This is a genomic window from Anabaena sp. UHCC 0253 (assembly GCF_009712085.1).
GTDB lineage: Bacteria > Cyanobacteriota > Cyanobacteriia > Cyanobacteriales > Nostocaceae > Dolichospermum.
The window spans coordinates 28,914-50,332 of record NZ_VILD01000017.1; the positions used below are offsets into that span (position 1 = coordinate 28,914).

The window sequence follows — 21,419 nt, forward strand, 5'->3', positions numbered from 1 at the left end:
TTTTTTCTTGTACTGTCTCCTCTGGTATTTCTAACGCCTGTTTTACTATTTCTCTGTTGATTTTGTTAACTAGGTTTATATCTATTCTTTCTCTAAAGTGAACTAACATCGAAGGGTCAAATGGTGGTTTATTACTATAGGTTGACATCCCTATAAAGTATTGTAGATAAGGATTTTCCCTGATCTGTTCTACTGTTTCTCTATCACTTATTCCTAACTTTTCTTTGATTATTAATGCCCCCAGTGCCATCCTAAATGTTTTGGCTGGTGCGCCTATTTTTTCTGAAAATATTGCTGCGTATTCGCCATCAAATTCCGACCAAGGGATCATTTTTGCCATAATTACCCATCGGTTGTCTAATGCCAATTTCTCCTCGAAGGGTAGTTGAAACTTTTCCGGTGCTGTTTCCTGTTCTTGCGCTTTTCTATACATCTTAATGCGCCTTAATGCAAGGGATTTTACTCATTTTAACTCTTTTTCTTGCACCTTTTTCACTTTCTATCCCCATCAAGTCATCTATTTGTCCCGGTTTTATGTTTATTCAGCAAGCCCTAGTTATTGCAGCTAATAACTTCTAGCTTATTTGCAATTAATGTGAGCCGGAGAGTAATGATTGCAAACTGGTTGCAAATAATCTGAGCCTAGTTGCAGATAAATTGAGCCGAACCAACATTTCAGTTGCAAATAATGTGAGCCGGAAAATGTCTTGTTTGCAAGCCGGAGCATTTATAATTGCGAGCCACAACAGCTAGTCTTGCCCCATATTTTATAAACTGGAAGATATATAAAAACGAGCCAATTCACTAAAGTCATCCTACCTTTAGGAACGAAAGCCAGTGTCAAATTCTCAAAAACAGTGTCGCATCATAGCCCTCTTTAACCAAGCCGGTGGTGTCGCCAAATCAACACTCACCCAAAACCTGGGCTACCACCTAGCCCAACAAAAACATCGTGTCCTTCTCATCGACATCGACCCCCAAGCCTCCTTAACCAAATTCATGGGCTTAGTCCCATCACAGTTACAAAAAACCGTAGCTGATGCCATTATTGACGAGCAGCCCTTACCCATTCATTCCGGCATTCATGGCATGGACATAGCACCAGCTAACCGACTCCTGAGTGGAGCCGAAATGCAGCTAGTTAGTGCCGCCATGCGTGACTTGCGCCTCAAAGAATCCCTAGAACCAGTTCTAGATGCCTACGACTTCATTCTTATTGACTGTCCCCCCAGCTTAGGATTACTTTCTTATATCTCCCTAGTCGCCGCCACCCACGTCCTCGTTCCTATCGAAACCCATCTCAAAGCCTTCGAGGGAACAGACGAACTTTTGCAAACCATCACTCAAGTTAAAAACAAACCCAACCGCAAATTACAAATCGCAGGCTTTGTTCCCACCCGCTATGCTCAACAAAACTCAGCCGATAAACGAGCATTAGCAGCCATCCAAGCACAACTTTCAGCATGGGGTCGAATCTTCCCACCCATCCCCAGAGCTACCGCCTTTGTCGATGCCACAGAAGAACGTGCGCCCCTAGCAGTATTTGACCCCAAACATCCTGCTGTTGCTATCCTTAAAGAAATTGCTTCTGCTCTGGAGTCCGCTATATAAACCTAAACCTGTTTTCATCGCTGAAAGCCCCGGTAATGGGAGGAAATGAGCGTAACCGCTCAATAATCCGGGGTAAATCCTTCCATGACACGCCTCAAATGCCGTAAAATCGTTCCCGAACAGGTAGTCCGCCCCCATTTATTGAGCGGTTACAAATGAGCAATCGTATATAAACTTGCGCTCAGGCTGTAACCCTTACTATATCTAGATTTGAAAAATTTCAGGAGGTAAAGAGATTGCCACCTCCAACGGCTGAGGAATATTATGCAGATTCACCATATAATTACCGTACCGCTTCAGATGTCGAGTCACAAAAGGACTCAAAGCGGAATAAGGCTTTGAGGCTTCTAAATTTCCGAGACTTCAATTGGTACAGTTTTATTCCTAGCGATTCCTAGGTCGCGCTTCGCTATCTACTTGCGGCAGCGCTAGTTCCCTCCGGGACGCACTCGCGTTCGCTATCACACTATTGAAAGTGGCTCATTAAGTTCTTCGCGTAAGTTTCAGTATCACTGCTCATTTCACCCCATTTATTGCAGCATTCCCCTTTCTGTCCCCAATTCAAACACATTCCCTACAATGGTACGCAAACGCACCGAAAAACCCTTTGCTGGTCAAATTACCACTCCACCCCCAGCCCCTTGGTTATCCCCAGTGGAAGCTGACACTCCACCCGCTGCTGAAAGCAAAGTCAAACTCCAAGACATTCACCTGCCTCCACAGCAACCCAGACGCTACTTTGACCCCCAAGCATTAACAGAATTAATTGCATCAGTTAAACAGCACGGCATCCTCCATCCCCTCTTGGTGCGTCCACTGACAGGAGGAAAAACAGCCGGGAAATACGAATTAGTAGCAGGAGAACGCCGTTATCGTGCAGCCACAGAAGCAGGACTGGAAGAAGTGCCAGTGGTTGTACGTGAGTTATCCGATGACCAGGCTTTTCAGTTAGCCCTGATTGAAAACCTGCAACGACAAGACCTCAACCCAGTTGAAGAAACAGAAGGCATCTTGCATCTTTTGGCTATTCGGTTAGAGTCGGATGTGGAAGCGGTCAAATCCCTGCTGTACCGGATGAAAAATGCCAGTAGCAAAGGTGAAAAGCAGTTAAAAGACTCTGAGGAGCAATTTAGGAGAAACGTTTCTCCTAACTCAGAAACAACTGATGAGACGGAATCTCCTAGTCATGTTTCGACTGACCTGAGTGATTCTGTTTCACCTACCGAAAACGGAGAAACAATTTCAGAATCTGCTAGTAATGTTTCGACTCACTCAGAAATAACTGAAGAAACACAATCTAGGAGAAACGTTTCTCCTAACCCAGATGAAGAGAAAGTAAAAAAAGTACAAGAGGTGTTTGAAAGCTTGGGAATGATGAATTGGCTGTCCTTCACCACCAAGCGCCTACCCTTACTCAATCTGCCTCTGGCGATTTTAACAGCATTGCGAGAGGGCAAACTAGAGTATACCAAAGCACAAGCCTTGGCACGGGTTAAAGATAATGCTCTCTGTACACAACTCTTAGACCAAGCGATCGCACACAACTGGTCTTTAAGTGAAATCAAAGCACAAATCGCTGCTAATACCCAACCGGCTCAACCCCCATCCGCAAAATCACCCAACCAAATACCAGAGCGTCTCAAAAACGTCACCCAGAGCATTAACAAGCGTAAACTCTGGGAACAACCTGCCAAGCAAAAGAAACTAGAAACCCTCCTGAGTAAACTCGAAGCTTTACTAGGTGATGATCAATAGGACTGACCTAGAAACCCCCAACCAATGCTCACCACTTTTGAGGGAGTGAGGTGGTGACAATCTATTAGACTATAGAAACAATTGACATCCTCTCGCCGCTACACCGCGCCAGCTTGGTGGGGGCATTCTCACACAGTTAGGTAAACATCAAACATCAAAGAGTATCAACAATGGCAAAGAAAAACCCTTTAGCTGAAGTAATGCAGCTAGACTCCAAACGCAAAATTCATTCCCGTCCCGAAAACGCAAATTCCTCTCAAGGAGGAATATTCGAGTTAAGCGACTACTGGCAAGCTTGGGAAATTGACGATATAGAACCGTCAGACTCAATTTTTGTGGCAGAAGGAACCTTGGAAGAATGTATCAAGGAGCTTAATCCTCTTATTACTATGCAGGTCAACAGTAAAGTTTTGAAGCTTAATTTAGAGCCAAAACAATGGACTAAACGACAGCAAGCAGAGCGAGAAACAATTAGGCAGCAGTGCTACCTTAACGGCAGATATAAAGGTCAAGGATGGGTAATTGAGTCTGTCATAGATAGAAAGAGTCTTGAATCAATTGATAATGGGATATTTGAACCAATTTAATCAGGGTTTCCTTGACATCCTCCCCACCTTACTTCGTTGAAGGTGGAGATTCCAAAGATTACTCTTTGGGTTTCCTCTTTCTGCGACCCGACTTACTTGGAGGAGTTTCCCCACCCACGCAGAGGTCGATGTCTCCAGAGGCGTTAGTTCCGACGTGACCCGCCGTACTTAGACCTTTTTCTAAAATGTTCCGTGCTGCATTCCAATCCCGGTCTTGGATATGTCCACAATGAGGACAGATATGAGTTCTAGTGCTAAGAGTCTTTTTGACAACCTCACCACAGTTAGAGCAGTTCTGCGAAGTGTAGTGGGGTGGAACGGCAACCGTGACAACACCAAACACTTTACCAAAATACTCAACCCATTCACGAAACAGTGACCAGGAAGCGTCACTAATCGACTTAGCCAAGCAATGATTCTTGAGCATATTCCGCACCATCAAATCCTCATACGCCACGAGGTCGTTAGACCTCACCACGCACCTTGCTGTCTTGACAGCAAAGTCTTTACGCTGGCGACTTACTTTGAGATGCTTCCGTGCAAGTTTGTTTCTAAACTTAATTCGGTTTTGAGAACCTTTTTTAGTCTTAGACATCCGACGCTGTAAACGTCTCAAAGACTTCTCTGATTTACGAAGATGTCTAGGATTAGCAACTGTTTCCCCGTTACTATCGGTGTAAAAGTGGTTCAATCCCACATCAATACCAATAGTTTTACCCGTTGGTTCTCGCCTCTCAACTCGTTCTTGGTCAATGCAAAACTGGCAATAATAGCCATCTGCACGGCGCACGACTCGGACTCTTTTGAACTGCTTAAGTTGGTAGAAATGCAGGTCACGAGTCCCCCACAGTTTAAAGGTTCCTGCTTTAAACCCATCTGAGAAAGTGATGTACCTACGGTCTTCAGAAAGTCGCCAGCCACTAGTCTTGTACTCTACAGAACCATGTGTTTGGTGCTTTTTAAACTTTGGAAATCCCTTTTTCCCTGGTTGATTTTTCTTGCAGTTATCAAAAAACCGAGCGATTGCAGACCATGCTCTTTCGGCACTAGCTTGCCGAGCCATCGAGTTCAGCTTCGCAGCATAGGGGAAATCAGGATTAGCAGCAAGTACAGCGCAGTATGCGCTCAACTCGTATTTGCCAATGTCCTTGTTATCCATCCAGTATCGAACACAACTATTACGAACAAAACGAGCAGTGCGGATAGCTTCATCCAGCTTCCGGTACTGCTCGTTCGTCCCTTCTAGTTTGGCTTCAAATACCAGCATCTTTACGCTCAAATTAATAGCGTAATCATAACACAGATTTTAACCCACCTTTCATCCCCTCCCTACTTCGTTGAGGGAGCGGCATTCGGTGGCTTATGGTAAAAAAAACAGATATTGTTGCGATTTGGCTGTATCCCTATCTGTAGCGACCCGCAATACTAAGGTCGCTACACCTATCTTTTGCAAGAGAGCAAGGGCGGGGAACTAGATTAAGTTGTGAGATGATGTTTTCTAGCCAGTCAGAGCGGTTTTGGTTCTCGGCTCAAGTCTAATTCTTCGCTGAATTCAGCCAGGGGAGATTGACGGAAGAATTCTGAGAGTTTGCTTGGTTGCTCTGGGTGGGTGCTGTGTGTAGTCAAGCTTTGGGCAAGGACTTGGATAATATACAGTTTTTCGTTGGGGGAAAGCTGAAGGAGTTGTTGTTCGAGTTCTGGGGTAACCATGAAGGGGTTTAAGTGGGGTATAATAAAATTATACTAGTTGCTGCATTGACATTGATCCGAGATGCCGAGATGGGAAAATATAAACGCTACTCAACCTTTCTGTATAAGCCCTGACAAAATTCAGTCATTTGTTAGATGACATTGTTCGGAAATTCTAGTACCCTGTGCTTCAATGGCAATTCTAGGAGGAGACGAAAAATGGCACAAGAGTCACAGATTCGCGACTTGCTCCAAACCTGGCTGCATTACATCCACATTGAGAACTTGACTAATGCCAAAGTCGAAGCTGGTGACGAAGAACAACCCCATATCTGGGACTCTGGTGTAAATTTAGTAGGCGATAAATTATTGCTAGACGAATCCTTATTCAAACAACTCAAACAACCCTTCAAAACCTCAAAAACCAAATCTCAAACTAAACCTCAAGCCAACCCACCATCAATCGCCGTCGCCTTTCCCCAGCTTTATCTCATTGAAGGAAATCGCCGTCAGTTTCGCCCCCTCTTTACCATTGACATTTCTCCTATCTTTGATGGCAATTATCGCCAAAGCGGCTGGGACTTAACGACATTCGAGTTTCAACCCGTCATCCCCAACTTAATGCAGTGGTACGGACTAGAAGAAGAAGCCGCAGAGTCCCTAGTCACCAAAGAAGGACTCAAAGTTTTTCTGGAAACCACCTTCAATCGTCCCTTTAAAACCCTACAAGACTGGATTGGACTGATTGAATTACCACCCTTTCCTGTGCGCTCAAAACTGCTTCCCTACCTGCTAAACTTTGGCTACGTAGCCTTCAACCATAACCTCAACAAAGACTTCCAGAAAATCAGCGAACAGCGAAAATGGAATTGGGCAGTCCCTGGACATCCCGCTTACGAATATCTGTTTGGACAACCAATCGCACCCCTACAGGACTTACTATTTCTCGGTGCTTTCCCGACCTTACCCCCCGACGACTATCAAGCCCAGGCTCTCAGACATTGCCAATCTCAACCCCTCACCGCCGTAATTGGACCACCGGGGAATGGTAAAACCACATTGCTGTTACACAAAATAGCACAACAAGTAGTCCGCCGCGCCGTGCAATTAGCCACAGAAGCTGAAGATGAAAGTAACCTAACTTTAGTCACCAGTACCAACAACCATGCAGTCAACAACGTTGAAGAACTCCTAGAGAGCCATTTTCCCCAAAACTGCTTCTACTTATCAGGCGGCTCCAAAGAATTAGTTGACACCCAAGTTTTGCCCTCTTTGCAAACTGCACTCGACTCACTAGCTAGAGAAACCTTTAACCCAACTGCATGGGAGTCAGCCAAGCAACAATTGTTAGCTCTTGTGCAGCAACTACAATTTCACATCAAGCAAGATGAATATTACCAACAACAGAAGATTGCTGATGAGCAATTATTAGAGCAACTAGATAGAGATGTACAACGGCTGCAAGAGGCGATAAATAGCTTTGTAGAAGTGAATCCAGAATTTAGCAGAAACGTTTCTCCTAACTCGGATTTGGATTTACAGCCTCCATTGTCATTACCGACAGACTCCTCTCAAAACAACTCTCGCGCTCACTCCCCATTACCATTTACCCCATCATCGAACAATTCTCAGTTCCTTCATCAAGCGATAAATAACTCTACAGAAAATAACCCCATAAAATCTAGGAGAAACGTTTCTCCTAACTCAGATTTTGAATTTCCACCATCGTCATCACGAACTCCATCACGGCATTACTATGACTCCCAACCCCCCTCACCATTAAACCACTCACGCGACTACTCCAAATTTCCCATTGAAGCGTACCAGCAGATAGATCAACACTTGAACACAGCAAATCATTCCTTACCTCGTGAAAGTAACAGGCAATTTTTAGGTCAAAACCACAACTGGTTGATTCGACTATTGCAAACAATTAAACTATTACAAACAATCAAACTATTGCAGAGAATTAAACTATGGCAAACAATTCAACGATTTTGGCAGCAGATAGCCAGAAACAGCCCGCGCCATATTCTCAAACGCTTGCACAAACAAATAGAAATGCCCGTATTGGCAACCCTAGCTACACCCTTTCCCTTTCAAATTCCCCTGACAATTGAATCTTTATTAGCAGCCCGCCAAAATGTTTCCCTGCTACTGAAAGAAGTATCTGATTGGCAACAGCAACAAAATCAACTTAACCACAGACACCAACAGCTAGAATTATTACAACGCCAATTAACCGACTTACAACGTCAACTCACTGACCGACAACGCCAGCAACAACAAGTCCAAAATCGACTTGCCACTTATCCTAACCAAGATTTCTCCAGTCGTTTCTACAGCGAATTACACACACTGCAAGTACAGTTATTCGAGTGTGCTTGGCAATTTCAACAACAGGAAGCACAACGCAGAAAAGATGAAGTCATGGCTGCTATTAAAACTTACATTGGGGTGTTAAATAACGAATGGGACGCTTTTCGTCAAATGTCCTTGCATTGGCGAAACATTTATCGTGATATCAGCCTGTTGTTTCCCGTTTTCCTGAGTACCTTGCATTCTATTCGCCGTCTGTTCCCCTATCCTGATAGCGGTTGTATCAACCAAGTCATTGTAGATGAAGCCGGTCAGATTCCTCCACATCAGGTATTTCCAGTGTTAGTGCGGTGTCGTCAGGCTTTGATTGTCGGCGACCCCTTACAACTAGAACCAGTCATTAATTTAAGCGACCAGAAGAAAGAAGAATATCGTGGTAAATCCTTCCTAGAAAGGGGACTTACAGATGCAGATTATGACTGCTACAGTCCCACCGCTACCACAGCTTATCACCGAGCCGCAGGAGCATCAGCACAACCAGAAGACATTGGTAACGGCATTATCCTCAAATATCATTATCGGTGTGTGCCAGTGATTGCCGAAATTAGCGATCGCCTGTGCAATTATGGCATGATCATCAAAACAGAACCCAAACCATCTCTTTTAGGTGCTAACCTAATTGCTTGCCATATTGAAGGAAAGCCAGAAAACCATATAAATTGGGCAGAAGTTGATGTGGTAGAAACGTTAATTGCCCAATTGCTAGAGGCAGGTTACAGCTTCAATTCTCCCAACAATCAAAATACTAGCAATCAAAACACAATAGGCGTAATTTCACCTTATCGTCGCCAAGCAAATGCCTTGCAAGAACGGTTACAATCACGCTCTTCCGACTTTTCAGCCAATAGTATTGGCACAGTCCACACCTTCCAAGGTGGTCAGAAATCTGCGATAATCTTCTCAACTCGCCAATCAGAACCCACTGATAGCCTTTGGTTTATTAATCGCAAACCGAATTTACTCAATGTTGCTGTCAGCCGAGCCAGAGAACTGTTTATCCTCGTGGGGAATTTAGACAGACTTTCTGAAGGTGGTTATACCAAACAATTAGTAGAATATATCCAGCAATTTGGAGAAATACGATAATTACAATTGTTGTTTCTTCGTTAAGAATCAGGAATCACAAAAATAATTCCCTAATTTTCAAATCAAGATATGCTCTCATGTTTCAACATTTTATTACCAACAGAATATTGCGAACATTTTTAAATATTAATAAATTGCCAAAAACCTTGTTAAATAAAGGTTATTGGTAACGCCACGTTACCGCTATCAGATTTTGTGTTTCCGAAAGTGACTTTCATAGGGTTATTGTTTGCATAAAGTACAGGTTTGTAGCCATCGCTTCAGTGAGCTAAGGACTTGGGTGTATTGCACTAAATTGTAAATTTCTATATTCAATTGATTGAAAATGTTACTATTGATGGATGCTGCTGGATAACCAACCCAATAATGTGGAATTCAGGTACAACACAGATGGTTATAGCACTCTAAAGCCAGAAGCAAGCAGGGAGGACGTATATACAAAAATTGATAACAACCTAAATCTTAGGGTGCAATCGCTATTTGCATCAACGTTCAGTCAATTACTCTCAGATTGTCTCACATCTTCTCTGGTATCGCATATAGCTATTTCTTCTAAAACATTCTCAATTGTCACTACAAAGAAGCTCGTTGCTATGACCTCACCACCAGAGCCTAAACAGGATAAAACTTCAACCTTTTTGCTGCGCTTAACTCCTATAGAAAAAAGTCGCTGGCAAAAAATGGCTAAGTTCTATGCTTTACCCCTAGCTGAATTTATTAGAAGACGAGTAGAAAGTCGTCCCATTAGTCCGCCAAAAGTACCAGCTATTAATGTGAAAACCAGTCTACAAATGGGACAAGTTGACCTGAGACTGAGACATTTAGAGAAGAATTTACAAACAGCGATCGCTCTCCTAAAACAAAATCCACCTGCATCAAAAGTGACTCACCAGCAGTTACTTAGCACGATTAGGAACTTGGATGATTTCTTAGAGGAAGTGCGCTCAGAATTACGTGAAGTGAGATTGCAATTATCCGGTGTCGATGACAACAGCGAAAATGAAGCAAGTTCAACAAATGAGTTGGACTTTGATGACGAAGACTGGAATTAGATGTAGAAGTTATCATGGGCTTCCAAAAGGGGAAACGCAGCAAGTAAGTTTTTGGCGGATTAGGATTGGATTAAATGCACAAGTTGGTTGTCCTTCTTTCCTATTGCAGATATCGTTAGACCTTGAACTGGAGAATAATCAATGCTGACCAAAGTTGTTCCTACTGGCAATAACCCCGGTGGTCTACTGCGTTATCTCATGGATAAACACAAAGAATTCGAGTTGTATGGTGGCAACATAGCAGGGCAGACTTACACCCAAATCATTCAAGAATGGCGTGCCATATCAGGGCAAAATCCTCGCACCGACAAAGATACCAAGCACATCACCATGAGTCCCCACCACACAGACAGCCTCACTCCTGACGAGTGGCTAGAAATTGGTAACTTCATGATCAACGGACTAGGCTACACCAACAACCTGTGGCTGATGATTAAGCATAAACCCACAGAAAGTCAACTACAGCACAACCTATATGCACCGCCTCACGTTCATATCATGATTCACACCTTTGAATGTGATAACTTTACCCGCATCAACGACTGGCAAGACAAAACCCGTGCCGAAGAACTGACACGAGAAATCGAGCAACGGTGGCATCTATATCAACTGACTCCCAGTGCAGAGATTGATTATTCTGCCCCCACCACCGGACAAAAGCGTCGGATGTTGCGAGAACAAGAAGAATATGACACCGGATTGCGGAATACACCACCAGCAGAACCAACTAAGCAACGATTGGAACGTATGGTCATTGCCGCCGCTGAAAATCAACCTCACATCCAAATCTTCATCGGTAGGCTTCAGCACCAGGGGGTTGATGTCTACCCTACCATCATTGGTGATGAAATGAAAGGCTTAACCTTTGAGTATGAAGGATTTCGGTGTCGGGGGTCGCAGCTAAAAAACTGTAGCTGGAAAAAACTGCAAACAATCCGGGGAGTTGATTATAACCCCACCCGTGATTTACCTTTTTTAAGAGCGATGGCGAAACGCCCACTGTATGTCCTGCGGACAGGCTCCGCATTGGCGGAGCAGACCCACACCCACCAGAAGGCGATGGCTACGCCCGCCGCAAGCATTGCGCCAAGCGCAGTGCCAAAGGCTACGACAGGTATCGCTATCGGCTCCGCAGTACCAGCAGCGATTGCTGCTGGGGAACAAATGCAACTATTACCAGAAGACTTGGAGAATCATACCCAACAGCTATTTGATAGCAATAAATCTGCATCTGTTTCTAATTCATCTTTATCTGCCAGTAACCAACAGCTATCTGATAGCAATAAATCTGCATCTGTTTCTAATTCATCTTTATCTGCCAGTAACCAACAGCTATCTGATAGCAATAAATCTGCATCTGTTTCTAATTCATCTTTATCTGCCAGTAACCAATATCTGTCCATCAGTTCCAATCAGATTAAATGCACAGCGATGTTTGCAGCAGATATTGACGAGTTACTTTTAGCAAATACAAATTGCTGCCTTGACAAAGACTTTATCGCCGAGCGAATATCTGCCACTGAAATTTCCTTGCGTCGCACACAAGACCAAAGCGAAATTCTGCGGGCTAGACGTAATAGTGATGACTGGGAAGCATTACCCACCGAAAGCGAAATGACCCCCTCGGAAGTTCATGCTATGCTTGCCCTCAAAGAAGATTTAATCAAACAATCAGAAAATCGCCATCAACAACAACAACAACAACGCGCAGAAACTGTTGCACCCATAGTTGCTGCTCTTTTAAATCTTAAGAAAACAACTCGCTTTACCTGGGAACACTACATTGCGGAGTGGGATGGAGAGTGTTTAACTTTGGGCAGAACTGGAGATGATTTTCCCATCATGGAAGCAGCTTGGAATAGAGAAATTAAATCCTGGGATGTGAGAAGTTCCTGCCTCTCCCAAGGAACAACTAATTATTTTGTCAAACAAGTTTCACCCTATGTCAAGTCAGCACTGCAACAACAACATGAAGCCAGTATTAAGAAACAAAGAAGCGAACAAAAACAACTGGAATTGTAGCTGGTTTATCTGTTGCACTAGTTGCACTAATTTATGATTTTGCTGCCAATAAGTCGGATATTTTTGTAATTAAAATTGTATGTTAAAAAGAAAGTTTTGTCATTTAAAATAAATGGCATATATACAAGTAATATCAAATGAAGACAATGTTGATTAACCTTTTTTATGTCCATTCAAATCTACGGAATACCGAACTGCGGAACCTGCAAAAAGGCTTTCAAGTGGCTTCAAGACAACGGTATTGACTATGAGTTTATTAACACCAAAGAAACTCCCCCAACTCGTGACCAGATCGAAAACTGGGTAAAGTCTTTGGGTTCTGCTGCTATGCGAAATACTTCTGGTCAATCCTACCGGGCTTTAGGTGATGACAAGAAGACTTGGACAGATGAGCAGTGGATTGAGGCATTTACCAAGGATGCAATGCTGCTCAAGCGCCCCCTTTTCCTACTGGATGGAATGGCTGTGCTGATAGGCTTCAAGGACAAAGATGAAGTAGTCCGGCAAAAATTGGGACTTTAACCTGACGGGATGACGAAATAGTCTAAAAAGCTTATCAGATAAAGATTGTACCGATTTATGGTAAAAAAAGATAGAAGCACTTTTCTCAATAAGGACTATCTATTGATAATGTTACCTGAATTCTACAAAACACACCTAAAAAATCAATTGAATCTGGCAGAGTATATCTTGCTAAAAATTATGATTATTCTGCTGCAATCACTTATGTTATCCTATAAATAGGTCGAAATAAAAAATAAAATGAAAATATCTTATCAGTACCGATTAAAGCCAACAAAAGAACAAGTGGAAAATATTGATAAAACACTAGATATGCTGCGGTGTCAGTACAATTATCAACTTGCTCAACGCTTTGATTGGTATGAGCAGAATCGTTGCTATATAGATAGATGTTCCATTTTCGTTTGCCATTTACCAGAACTGAAAGATAAGCCTAACCGCTTTAGTCAGCTTGTGGTTCTAAGGTAATAAAGCCGCTATCTCAAAGAATGCACAATTGCCCTGTATGTCATACAAATTTGTGTAGGGACTTGAACGCGGCTATAAATATCAAGAACCGTGGGACACACGGTCTTAAAGCTCAATCAATGTCCGGATTAGGAGTCGTTGAGAAGCCCACACTCACCTGAAAGGGAGTGTGTGGAGTATGTCACTATATTCTGCTGGTTGTTAAATGCTCAAATGTCATCGCAGTAGGCTTATTATTCGTGTCCTCGTCACCTACTGTATTCGGTATTCGGTTTGGTTAAAATTCTCTCATCCTTGGTATGATAGAGTCAGTTTTCTAACCAGTTATCTAATTTTAAGTTGGGAATATTAATAAAATCTTTGATATTATTAGTAACGAGAATATCGTCACGAGAACGAGCCACAGCAGCAATTAAAGCATCAAATTCTCCTGTTGGTTTCCCAATTTTTCTGAGTTCGCTTTGAATCTGTCCAAATTCGATAGCTGCTTCTATTTCAAATGGTTCTACTGGTAAAAGTTCTGTGAACTGGGCTAATGTCTCCAAATTTTTGGCTACCTGTTGAGAACAATAAACTCCTTTATAGAGTTCTGAAACTACAATGATGGATAGATAACATTGGCTAAAGTAGCGATTGAATTTAGTAACAGCTTGGGGATTTTCGTTGAGTAGTGCAATGCAAATGTTGGTATCTAGTAGATACATTAGCAGTTATCCTGATTATCAATTGAGTCTATGATTCTACCTTGATAAGTATGGCGTTCTTGGTCAATTTCTGCAAATATTTCGGTTAATTCAGGTTGGTTTTTCCAAGCCCCGAATAATTGATTGAGTTTTGCTAGTTTCTCCGTTTCTGTTAATGCTTGTTGTCGTTTCGTTATTTGATTTTCAATAAATCCTAAGTCTATTATTATTTCTGTCCCATCGGGAATGTTATTAAGTGTCTCTAAAATTTCAATATTTTGACCACGTTTGATGCCTCTAACTTTCATATTTGATTTCCTCCTATTTTGTTAATTGATGACTGTTGAATATTGACAATGTATTTGGGTCAATTCCTCCAGCACCACTGGATCAAGCACAAATTTAGACATAAACCTCTGCGGAATCTGCCACTTCTTCTCCGTAGAGCCTATCTTCTAATTCAAGATCACTGATCCCTAGAATTTCAGCCACTCGCCGCAAAGAGAGAATTTCCTGAGTCAGCGCACGATAGCTTAGTTCCACAAAAATTCTCGGTAAGCGTTCTTCGGGTGGTAAAGGCCGCAATCCAAACTGATAGGGAGATGGTCCATATCCCAAAGATTTAGCTATAGCCATTGGTTTGACGTTATCAGTAAATGTTTCTATGGGAGCGCCTAACTTGCGGTCAGCTTCTAGTCGGTAAATTGTAGCTTGATAGCTAACGCCAAAGTAACGAGCAATGTGAGTTGCTTGTTCTGGATGCTTGACTGTCTTAATTCCCATCACTTCTAGTCGTTCCTGCAATCCCTCCGGGGGAATGAGGAAGTAAGACGCAAACCGATTGGCAAAGTCTTCTAACAAATCAGCCCGCGCTGAATCACGACACAAAATTGCTGGCCTATCCCAATGAAACAGGTGGTGGGCAATTTCGTGGCACAGAGTGATTTGAGAGCGAATATAAGCCTGATTTTCGTTAAATACTACAACTGGACCTAGCTGTGGATGCAAAAAGAACAGACCTGAGATATCCGTTTTCTCTAGCCCCAGAGCAATAGCGAAAACTTGATAGCCTTGCGCGTCAAGAAACCCCTTGACGTTAAGTAAAGGAGCAATGCCCAAATTATAGTAGCGACGTGCTTTTTGAGCAAATTCTGCTACCTCATAGTCAGTGAAATTTTCCTTGCCCAGAGCTGCAAACGGGGGATGGGGCTTACCAGGAAAGGGGGTGGCGGTAAGTTGGTAAAGTTCCTCCAAATTGTGAATTTGTTGGATGAGTTTAGCAATACCAGTCTTCCCGGCAATGGCCAGATGATTAGCCAGAGTCCGCAGTGCCGTTTCCCAGTCTGACTGCATGGGGGGCTGGTCTGATGTGCTAACTTCTACAAAAAAGTAGGTGACAGGCACACCATATAGACGAGCCAGCCTATCTACTGTGAGTGCCTCGATTCTCCGCTTACCACTTTCATACTGACTGAGTGCAGCAGCAGTAATCCCCAATGATTGAGCGGCTTCACTTTGGGTAAATCCTGCCATTTCACGAGCTAGGCGAATTCGTTCTCCCAAACGGATTGCTGGTGATGGACGGTCAAGGGAATTCAGCACAAACATCACCTCTTGGATCTTGCTATTAACAAATTGTTATTTTATTGCTTCCACATTTATAATTTTAACATATTTCTAGAGTTTGCTACCGTGTAGTATTGCATTTAACCCTAGTTCTTTGCAGGGATGGCATTTAGATTGCCGATACAAAAAAGCTAACAATTGCCTAATTAACCCTTTCTAAACAAATCACCGGCGATGGTCCTAGCATCCCACCAACAGTCAAAACTGCTAACGTCCTAGTTTCTTGAGGATACTGTGCCTTAACTTTGTTTATAGCATCATCCAAATCAGATGCTTGAGCAACGTAAATTTTCTCACCAGTTGTCAGCACCCAAAGAGGTTTAGGCCAGGTATGTCGCGGCTGAAGCACAGCTTTATAAACACAGTCATGAGTAAACTGGATTATCTGCTCAAGTATCACATCATTACAGAACTCACCCAACTCGGCTTGGAAAAATCCTCTGAGTTCTTCATTAGAGATATATTCGACAACTTGCTCTCTCCCCACGGGCAAATGTTGTTGATGCTGAACGTTCGCCTGTACTAAATTTGACTCAATAAAGCGACTTACCTGGGTTGTAATGGAATCAAAGTCCCGCTCCATCAATAAATGCCCTAAGTGTTCCCTCAGCAAAGTTCGGAAATTGCCATCCGAGATATTGATACCAGACGTATTGATATCAACTGAAAACCGCTCTCCCCGACCACAGCCAACTTCCCCGTTAGCAGCATCCTCTGCCTCTATCAACTCCATCAACCGTTTGTGCTGAATTACACCATTTGTAGAAGATTCAGATTGTGTTAGTGCAGTATCTCCGACAGAGAAAGGAATTGATTGGGTCATGGCTCTCTCCGTATTGTTTCAAAATACACAAGATTATCAGGTTCTTCTGGATCAGGACCACAATCTAGCAGTCCTACTCGCAGCTTTCTGTAAAATCCTAACGCACCTTCTAGGGCGTGTAACGCTATTCTGCCTTGATAACCTAATTCATAACTCCGAGAAATAGCAAAGTCAATGAAATTGCCACCCACACCTTTATATGTAGGAGGATTAAGAATAGCAGGTCTATTCCAGGGAGCAGTTGCCAAAGCTCTGATGTAAACCAATCTCCGTCTGAGTTGAGACTGAATTTGGCAGCGTTTTTTCAAGACATCGAGCATAATTAAACCTTGGGTGATCCCATCACACTCAATCGCGTAAAGTTCGTCTCCTGGTAACAACTTAGACCCTCGGCTTTTTGCCACCCAATCCCAATATTCGTCTTCTTGCCTAGTACCGCCTAGTAGCGGCTCCCATAGTGTTTTGGCATCTGCTAGATGTTTCTCTGTCACCTCAGTAATAATGGCATCAACTACTAGAGAGTCTTGAACTCTCAAAAGCTGGATAGGGTGGTTCAACTGTCTAAGGACTACTCTACAACTTTTATATCTAGCATACAGGGGATGCTGTGTGGGAGTAGAATGGATCATAAGTTATTAAAACTTTGGTTTACCCAATAATAGGCGCAAGCTCTTTCAATGGCAGAGCAATTAATACAGTACCCAGACTTAATATTGGCAACACCAACGCCGTTGACGCTGCACCCGGCGGCGGTCTATTTGTCTGGTTTAACGGCTGGCAGCAGGCGGACAATGCAAAAGGCTCTGAATGCGATCGCTCGCTTGCTAACTGCCGATGAGTACGATGCTTTGTCTTTGGATTGGTCAAAATTACGCTACCAGCACACGGCAGCAATTCGGGCTGTGTTGATGGCAGAGTACGCCCCAGCAACCGTTAACCGGATGCTTTGTGCTTTGCGTCGGGTGCTGAAGGAAGCTTTTCGCTTGGGGTTGATGAGTGCCGATGACTACGCCCATGCGGTGGATATTAAGTGTGTGCGCGGTGATTCGGCTTTGCGGGGACGGCTGCTGAAAACTAGTGAAATTGCTGCACTTTTGAGCGATTGCAAGCAAAGTCAAGATGGGATTGGTGTGCGTGATGCGGCACTGATCGCTATTCTCAGTGGTTCTGGGTTGCGTCGGGCTGAGGTGGTGGCTTTAGATTTGGGGGACTATCAGCCGGAAGATGGTTCTTTGCAAGTCCACAAGGGTAAAGGGGGCAAGTTCAGGACTGTGTATTTGCCAGCAGGGGCGGTGGCGGCTCTAGATGCTTGGCTAAATATTAGAGGTAATGCTGCTGGTGCTTTGATTTGTCCGGTGCGGCGTGGTGGTCACGTCCATATTCTGCGGATGACTGACCAGGCGGTGATGGTAATTCTCCAAAAACGGGCTAAAAGTTCTGGGGTGGCACCTTTTAGCCCCCATGACTTTCGGCGATCGTTTATTAGTAATTTGTTGGAAGCTGGTGTCGATGTTTTAACTGTGAGTCGGCTGGCTGGTCATTCTGACCCAGCGACTACCCAAAAATACGATCTGCGTCCTGAAGTTGCCAAGCGCCAAGCTGTACAGTTGTTAAATGTCCCTTACGATGGCTGAATGCAAAACCACTGCTTTTACTTTAGTCAAGAACCCCCCTGGTTTGTTTTTAGCATGGTGGTCGCTGCCACCACCATGCTAAAAACAAACTGTGCTATCAATTCTTCTAATCCTTGCAGCCAGGCAATTGTATGTCCCCGACTGTGTAATTTTGATAAGTGGCGGACTATGGGTATTAGTACAGTAGGCACGCGAATCATCTCGCTTGGTGGCGTTGGTTTTGCAGCACGGGAGGAATTCACAGGCATTTGATATCTATCTTCGATATCGGCAACCTGATTGTAAACTGAAAGGGAGTGCAGCAGCTTAACCTAAAAATGTCTATTGACAAAAAAGAATTGGTAGGCCGCGTTGGCCAACGGATAAATAAAGAAACTGGCACAGTGGCAGAAATTATAGATGCCACCATCGAAGAAATTTATGAATCGCTCAAACAAGGAGAAAGTGTTTCTATACGGAACTTTGGGACTTTTTACGTTAAAGTAGAGCCAAAAACTTGGATTTTTAAATTCAATCCCTCCCAACGGTTACGTAAAATATTTGGCTGGTCATCTACTTATAAGGATTAATGTAGCGAGGATTAATACAAACGGGATGAAATAGCTCACATGACAGCAGAACAAAAATTGGCAGGTATCCAACAAATACCTAAACGCAACACAACAACAACCATCAAGCCTGGTTATCAACCGCAAGCAGCCGACACCAACATTGACGCAGATATCTACCTGTTTACCCGATTACGCCAACTGGCGCTCAAGCAAAGGGTAGAAATGTACGCAGCCCATGAGCGTGGAGTCAAGAAACTTAGCCTAGCTGGGATAAAAATGCGGCATCCACAGGCATCGCTTTTAGAAATGCGCCAGCACTTTACCCGTGCTGTTTTAGGTGATAAATTTCCAGAAGGGTTTCAACCAACAGGAGGTGATGAAAAAATTTGGATTCAAGATTCCATTGCCCTCGCAGGCGAACTCCACACCTTTCTTAATGCAGTTAATATACCCTACTACGTCAGTGGCGGCGTAGCTAGTTCAATTCATGGAGAGCCACGTTCCACCCGCGATTTAGATTTAGTCATCTCCGTGCAAACCAACCAAATTGACTTATTGGTAACAACACTAGAAGCTGCGCTCTACTATTGTCCAGCCGGAGCGGTTGCAGACCTAAAGCAGGGGCGAGAAAGGATGCTTAACATCACCCATACCGAAACTATCGCCAATGCGGACTTATACGTCATGGACAATTCACCCTTTGCGTCCTCGCAAATGTCCCGCCGGACGTTACTTGATATCGAGGGAATGCCAGCCTTTTGGGTGATTTCCCCAGAAGACCTAGTGCTGCAAAAGCTGTTATGGGGAAGGAGCAGTCAATCAGAAAAACAATGGCGTGACGTGTTGGGAATACTCAAACTGCAAGCCGAAAATCTCGACTACGGCTACCTTGCTGACTGGGCAGAACAATTAGCACTGGTTGATGTTTTGAGTCAGGCTTTAACCCAGGCTGGTATCTAGTGATGAATTGCCTCCAACAACCCATCCAGTCGCATTTTCAAGAGGATGTATGTTGCAGAACTTCACAAAGATACCCTAAAACTTCTTTTTGTCCCGTAAGCGATATATGATAGTTACATCTGTTTTGGTTTACCCAGAACTTTTTGCGCCGTGAATCCAATCGCAGCGTCTTAGAGTACAATTAGCAATTAAGTAAATACTTTCAGTCTTGTGGAGTTGATGGAGGTTATGCAGTTGTGGAAATGGTGAGGACAAAATGCAACATAGAAGTACATTTTGTCCGTTTTGAAGCAAATCGAATTTAAGGAGGAGTTGCGTTTAATTACCCTTAACAGTTAGTGAAGTTTTCCCGACCGATCTTACTGTTGGAGTTGAAGTTAAACACAATCCGTATTTGTCACTGTACACAATCTTATTATAAATTGTGTGCAGTGTGGAGATATTTTTTGGCAAATTTTCCGAAATTCTGAAAAACAGCAAAAAAGCTGTCTTTTAACGAGATTGACGTAAATAAACATAAATATCCCTCTGTAAATGCGAAATCCTCCTCCAATCGCTTCAAAAATAGTCAAAATTGGAGGAATTTATGTACAAAATTCAAGATAATTACAGAATTAAATCTCACAGGAGTACGGATGAACTAACAAGTCATCTCTCCAGGATTTGTTATTGGGGAATAGCGGTAAATATTTGGAAGCAGTGCAAATCCTCTCCAAAATTTGCAAATTCTCCCCAATACCCAATCCCTAGTCCCCAATCCCTAGTGGTCACTGAGCCTAGTCGAAGTGTCCCCAATCCCCAGTACCGAGAGCAGCGGACAAATGCTGCTAAATTTTTAATAGAAAATAAATCTTTATCACCACCCCTGAAGACAGTCGCAGCTTCCAGTGGAGTATCTCAACTGACAAAAAAAAGTTGGATAGCCGCTAGGTGCTTGGTTAACAGGAAACTCATGGACAACCAATCATCATGGACACTAACAGAAAGCTTTAAATCCAGCCTTAAAGCCAGAAAGAAAGCCAGCTAGGAATGAAGATAGATCCGATCTGAATCAAGAAAACCGCGAAACGATTATCAGTCGTCTCAGCCGCTCTAGTAGGGCTATCAACCCTAACTAAGAAATATAAAAAATAATTGATCTTCATTCTAGTCCATGAGTTTCCCCTTTACCAACAATTAGGCATTAAACCAAGATAGTAAAAATCTGCGAATGGCTCTAAACTCTTTCATATAAAGAGTTCTAGGAATTTCTGCTTACAGCAGAATTCATGTATTGGTACTACACTCTTGTTTCTCTATTTCCTTCTGTCCTTGCGCCTCTATCTGAGAAAAAATGTAGTTCATTTACCTGAAAATATCTGAAAATTGCTAACAGCAACAAAAATCAGGCTTATTCAGAGCTTTCAAGCCCAACAGCAGCTTTTTACAACCACAGAGGTTAAATGCCAACTAGCGGCTACCCGATGAAAAACACAAAACATCGAGGCAAGCCAATCATGTATCTACCAGAAAACCCAGACAACTTCGCCAAACCAGCCCGTCGTCGTTCCAGCCCAAAAAGCCAACACCACCTACCAGCCTCCGAGTTGGGAAAACGCTACGTCAAATATTTTTGGCATCCTTGGAGTCCGATAATCGCCCCAGCCAACAACCTCCTCAGCAAACCAGGCTGGAGAACAGAAGACCATTACCTCCAGCCCTCGGAACTGTGGAGATTGCATCAAAACAGCGACAAACTAGTAGGCATACGCTTTAGTTCATATACCCGTTACGCCACAATAGACATAGACACAGGCAGCGAATACCATAACCTAGAAGCCTATCAAACCATCAAAGCCGCCCTAGAAGACATAGGCATACTCAGCCTAGTACCCATCCAATCAAGTTATAGCGGTGGCTACCACCTCATCATCCCCTTCACAGCCCCAATCCCCACATTCAACCTAGCCTGCGCCCTAGAACAAACAATAA

General features: G+C 43.3%; 21 protein-coding genes and 2 pseudogenes. 14 read left to right on the plus strand and 9 right to left on the minus strand.

Annotated elements, in window-relative coordinates:
• Positions 1–433 (minus strand): transposase (locus tag FJR38_RS26645; protein ID WP_168540540.1); only part of this gene is annotated, 433 nt, incomplete at its 3' end.
• Between the two features lie 404 nt (positions 434–837).
• Here FJR38_RS26645 and FJR38_RS26650 point away from each other — a divergent pair.
• The 3 genes from FJR38_RS26650 to FJR38_RS26665 all read left to right on the plus strand — a co-directional run bounded on the left by FJR38_RS26650 (position 838) and on the right by FJR38_RS26665 (position 3,953).
• The gene (locus FJR38_RS26650; RefSeq protein ID WP_168499735.1) at positions 838–1,611 is read left to right on the plus strand and encodes an AAA family ATPase; all 774 of its coding nucleotides are present in this window, start codon (positions 838–840) and stop codon (positions 1,609–1,611) included.
• A 579-nt stretch (positions 1,612–2,190) separates the two neighbouring features.
• Positions 2,191–3,366, plus strand: coding sequence for a ParB/RepB/Spo0J family partition protein (locus FJR38_RS26660; protein WP_168499739.1), 1,176 nt, complete (start codon positions 2,191–2,193; stop codon positions 3,364–3,366).
• A gap of 170 nt (positions 3,367–3,536) precedes the next feature.
• A complete protein-coding gene (locus tag FJR38_RS26665; protein WP_168499741.1) occupies positions 3,537–3,953 on the plus strand; it encodes a hypothetical protein in 417 nt (138 codons plus the stop codon).
• Between the two features lie 58 nt (positions 3,954–4,011).
• Here FJR38_RS26665 and FJR38_RS26670 read toward each other — a convergent pair whose 3' ends face one another.
• Together FJR38_RS26670 and FJR38_RS26675 are read right to left on the minus strand one after the other, a co-directional pair.
• On the minus strand, positions 4,012–5,220 hold the full coding sequence (locus FJR38_RS26670; protein ID WP_168499743.1) for an RNA-guided endonuclease TnpB family protein: 1,209 nt from the start codon (positions 5,218–5,220) through the stop codon (positions 4,012–4,014).
• Between the two features lie 239 nt (positions 5,221–5,459).
• Positions 5,460–5,663, minus strand: coding sequence for a hypothetical protein (locus tag FJR38_RS26675; RefSeq protein WP_168499745.1), 204 nt, complete (start codon positions 5,661–5,663; stop codon positions 5,460–5,462).
• 198 nt (positions 5,664–5,861) lie between these two features.
• Here FJR38_RS26675 and FJR38_RS26680 point away from each other — a divergent pair, with 198 nt between their 5' ends.
• From FJR38_RS26680 to FJR38_RS28900, 6 genes and pseudogenes are all read left to right on the plus strand, one after another.
• Positions 5,862–9,107, plus strand: a complete 3,246-nt coding sequence (locus FJR38_RS26680) for an ATP-binding protein (RefSeq protein ID WP_168540558.1) — start codon at positions 5,862–5,864, stop codon at positions 9,105–9,107.
• Between the two features lie 593 nt (positions 9,108–9,700).
• Positions 9,701–10,159 (plus strand): hypothetical protein, encoded by a 459-nt coding sequence (locus tag FJR38_RS26685; RefSeq protein ID WP_168540560.1) that lies wholly within the window; start codon positions 9,701–9,703, stop codon positions 10,157–10,159.
• A gap of 141 nt (positions 10,160–10,300) precedes the next feature.
• Positions 10,301–12,181 carry a relaxase/mobilization nuclease domain-containing protein gene (locus FJR38_RS26690; protein ID WP_168540562.1) on the plus strand — a complete coding sequence of 627 codons (1,881 nt, stop codon included), beginning with the start codon at positions 10,301–10,303 and terminating at the stop codon, positions 12,179–12,181.
• Between the two features lie 165 nt (positions 12,182–12,346).
• Complete coding sequence (locus FJR38_RS26695) at positions 12,347–12,703, plus strand: Spx/MgsR family RNA polymerase-binding regulatory protein (protein WP_168540564.1); 357 nt, start codon at positions 12,347–12,349, stop codon at positions 12,701–12,703.
• A 240-nt stretch (positions 12,704–12,943) separates the two neighbouring features.
• Positions 12,944–13,153 (plus strand): annotated as a pseudogene (locus FJR38_RS28895) (helix-turn-helix domain-containing protein); the annotation flags it as partial.
• A 38-nt stretch (positions 13,154–13,191) separates the two neighbouring features.
• Complete coding sequence (locus tag FJR38_RS28900) at positions 13,192–13,332, plus strand: hypothetical protein (protein WP_254449599.1); 141 nt, start codon at positions 13,192–13,194, stop codon at positions 13,330–13,332.
• A gap of 147 nt (positions 13,333–13,479) precedes the next feature.
• Here FJR38_RS28900 and FJR38_RS26705 read toward each other — a convergent pair whose 3' ends face one another.
• The 5 genes from FJR38_RS26705 to FJR38_RS26725 form a co-directional block, all read right to left on the minus strand.
• Positions 13,480–13,875, minus strand: coding sequence for a type II toxin-antitoxin system VapC family toxin (locus FJR38_RS26705; RefSeq protein ID WP_168540566.1), 396 nt, complete (start codon positions 13,873–13,875; stop codon positions 13,480–13,482).
• On the minus strand, positions 13,875–14,162 hold the full coding sequence (locus FJR38_RS26710) for a hypothetical protein (protein ID WP_168540568.1): 288 nt from the start codon (positions 14,160–14,162) through the stop codon (positions 13,875–13,877). Before FJR38_RS26710 ends, FJR38_RS26705 begins: the two co-directional genes overlap by 1 nt.
• Before the next feature lie 94 nt (positions 14,163–14,256).
• Positions 14,257–15,462, minus strand: coding sequence for an ImmA/IrrE family metallo-endopeptidase (locus FJR38_RS26715; protein ID WP_168540586.1), 1,206 nt, complete (start codon positions 15,460–15,462; stop codon positions 14,257–14,259).
• Positions 15,463–15,622: 160 nt separating this feature from the next.
• Entirely contained in the window at positions 15,623–16,303 is a 681-nt protein-coding gene (locus FJR38_RS26720; protein ID WP_168540570.1) for a hypothetical protein, read from the minus strand.
• Positions 16,300–16,932 (minus strand): hypothetical protein, encoded by a 633-nt coding sequence (locus FJR38_RS26725; RefSeq protein WP_254449600.1) that lies wholly within the window; start codon positions 16,930–16,932, stop codon positions 16,300–16,302. Before FJR38_RS26725 ends, FJR38_RS26720 begins: the two co-directional genes overlap by 4 nt.
• A gap of 48 nt (positions 16,933–16,980) precedes the next feature.
• Here FJR38_RS26725 and FJR38_RS26730 point away from each other — a divergent pair, with 48 nt between their 5' ends.
• Positions 16,981–17,937: a site-specific integrase gene (locus FJR38_RS26730; RefSeq protein WP_168540577.1), complete on the plus strand. Its 957-nt coding sequence runs from the start codon at positions 16,981–16,983 to the stop codon at positions 17,935–17,937.
• Between the two features lie 26 nt (positions 17,938–17,963).
• On the opposite strand, the gene FJR38_RS26735 is transcribed toward FJR38_RS26730, so the two are convergent.
• Positions 17,964–18,185, minus strand: coding sequence for a hypothetical protein (locus tag FJR38_RS26735; RefSeq protein ID WP_168499507.1), 222 nt, complete (start codon positions 18,183–18,185; stop codon positions 17,964–17,966).
• A 69-nt stretch (positions 18,186–18,254) separates the two neighbouring features.
• Here FJR38_RS26735 and FJR38_RS26740 point away from each other — a divergent pair, with 69 nt between their 5' ends.
• The 4 genes and pseudogenes from FJR38_RS26740 to FJR38_RS26755 form a co-directional block, all read left to right on the plus strand.
• Complete coding sequence (locus FJR38_RS26740) at positions 18,255–18,506, plus strand: HU family DNA-binding protein (RefSeq protein WP_168499512.1); 252 nt, start codon at positions 18,255–18,257, stop codon at positions 18,504–18,506.
• 39 nt (positions 18,507–18,545) lie between these two features.
• Positions 18,546–19,448, plus strand: coding sequence for a hypothetical protein (locus FJR38_RS26745; protein ID WP_254445381.1), 903 nt, complete (start codon positions 18,546–18,548; stop codon positions 19,446–19,448).
• 586 nt (positions 19,449–20,034) lie between these two features.
• Positions 20,035–20,475 (plus strand): hypothetical protein, encoded by a 441-nt coding sequence (locus FJR38_RS26750; protein ID WP_174764138.1) that lies wholly within the window; start codon positions 20,035–20,037, stop codon positions 20,473–20,475.
• A gap of 415 nt (positions 20,476–20,890) precedes the next feature.
• A pseudogene (locus FJR38_RS26755) lies at positions 20,891–21,419 on the plus strand (hypothetical protein); the annotation flags it as partial.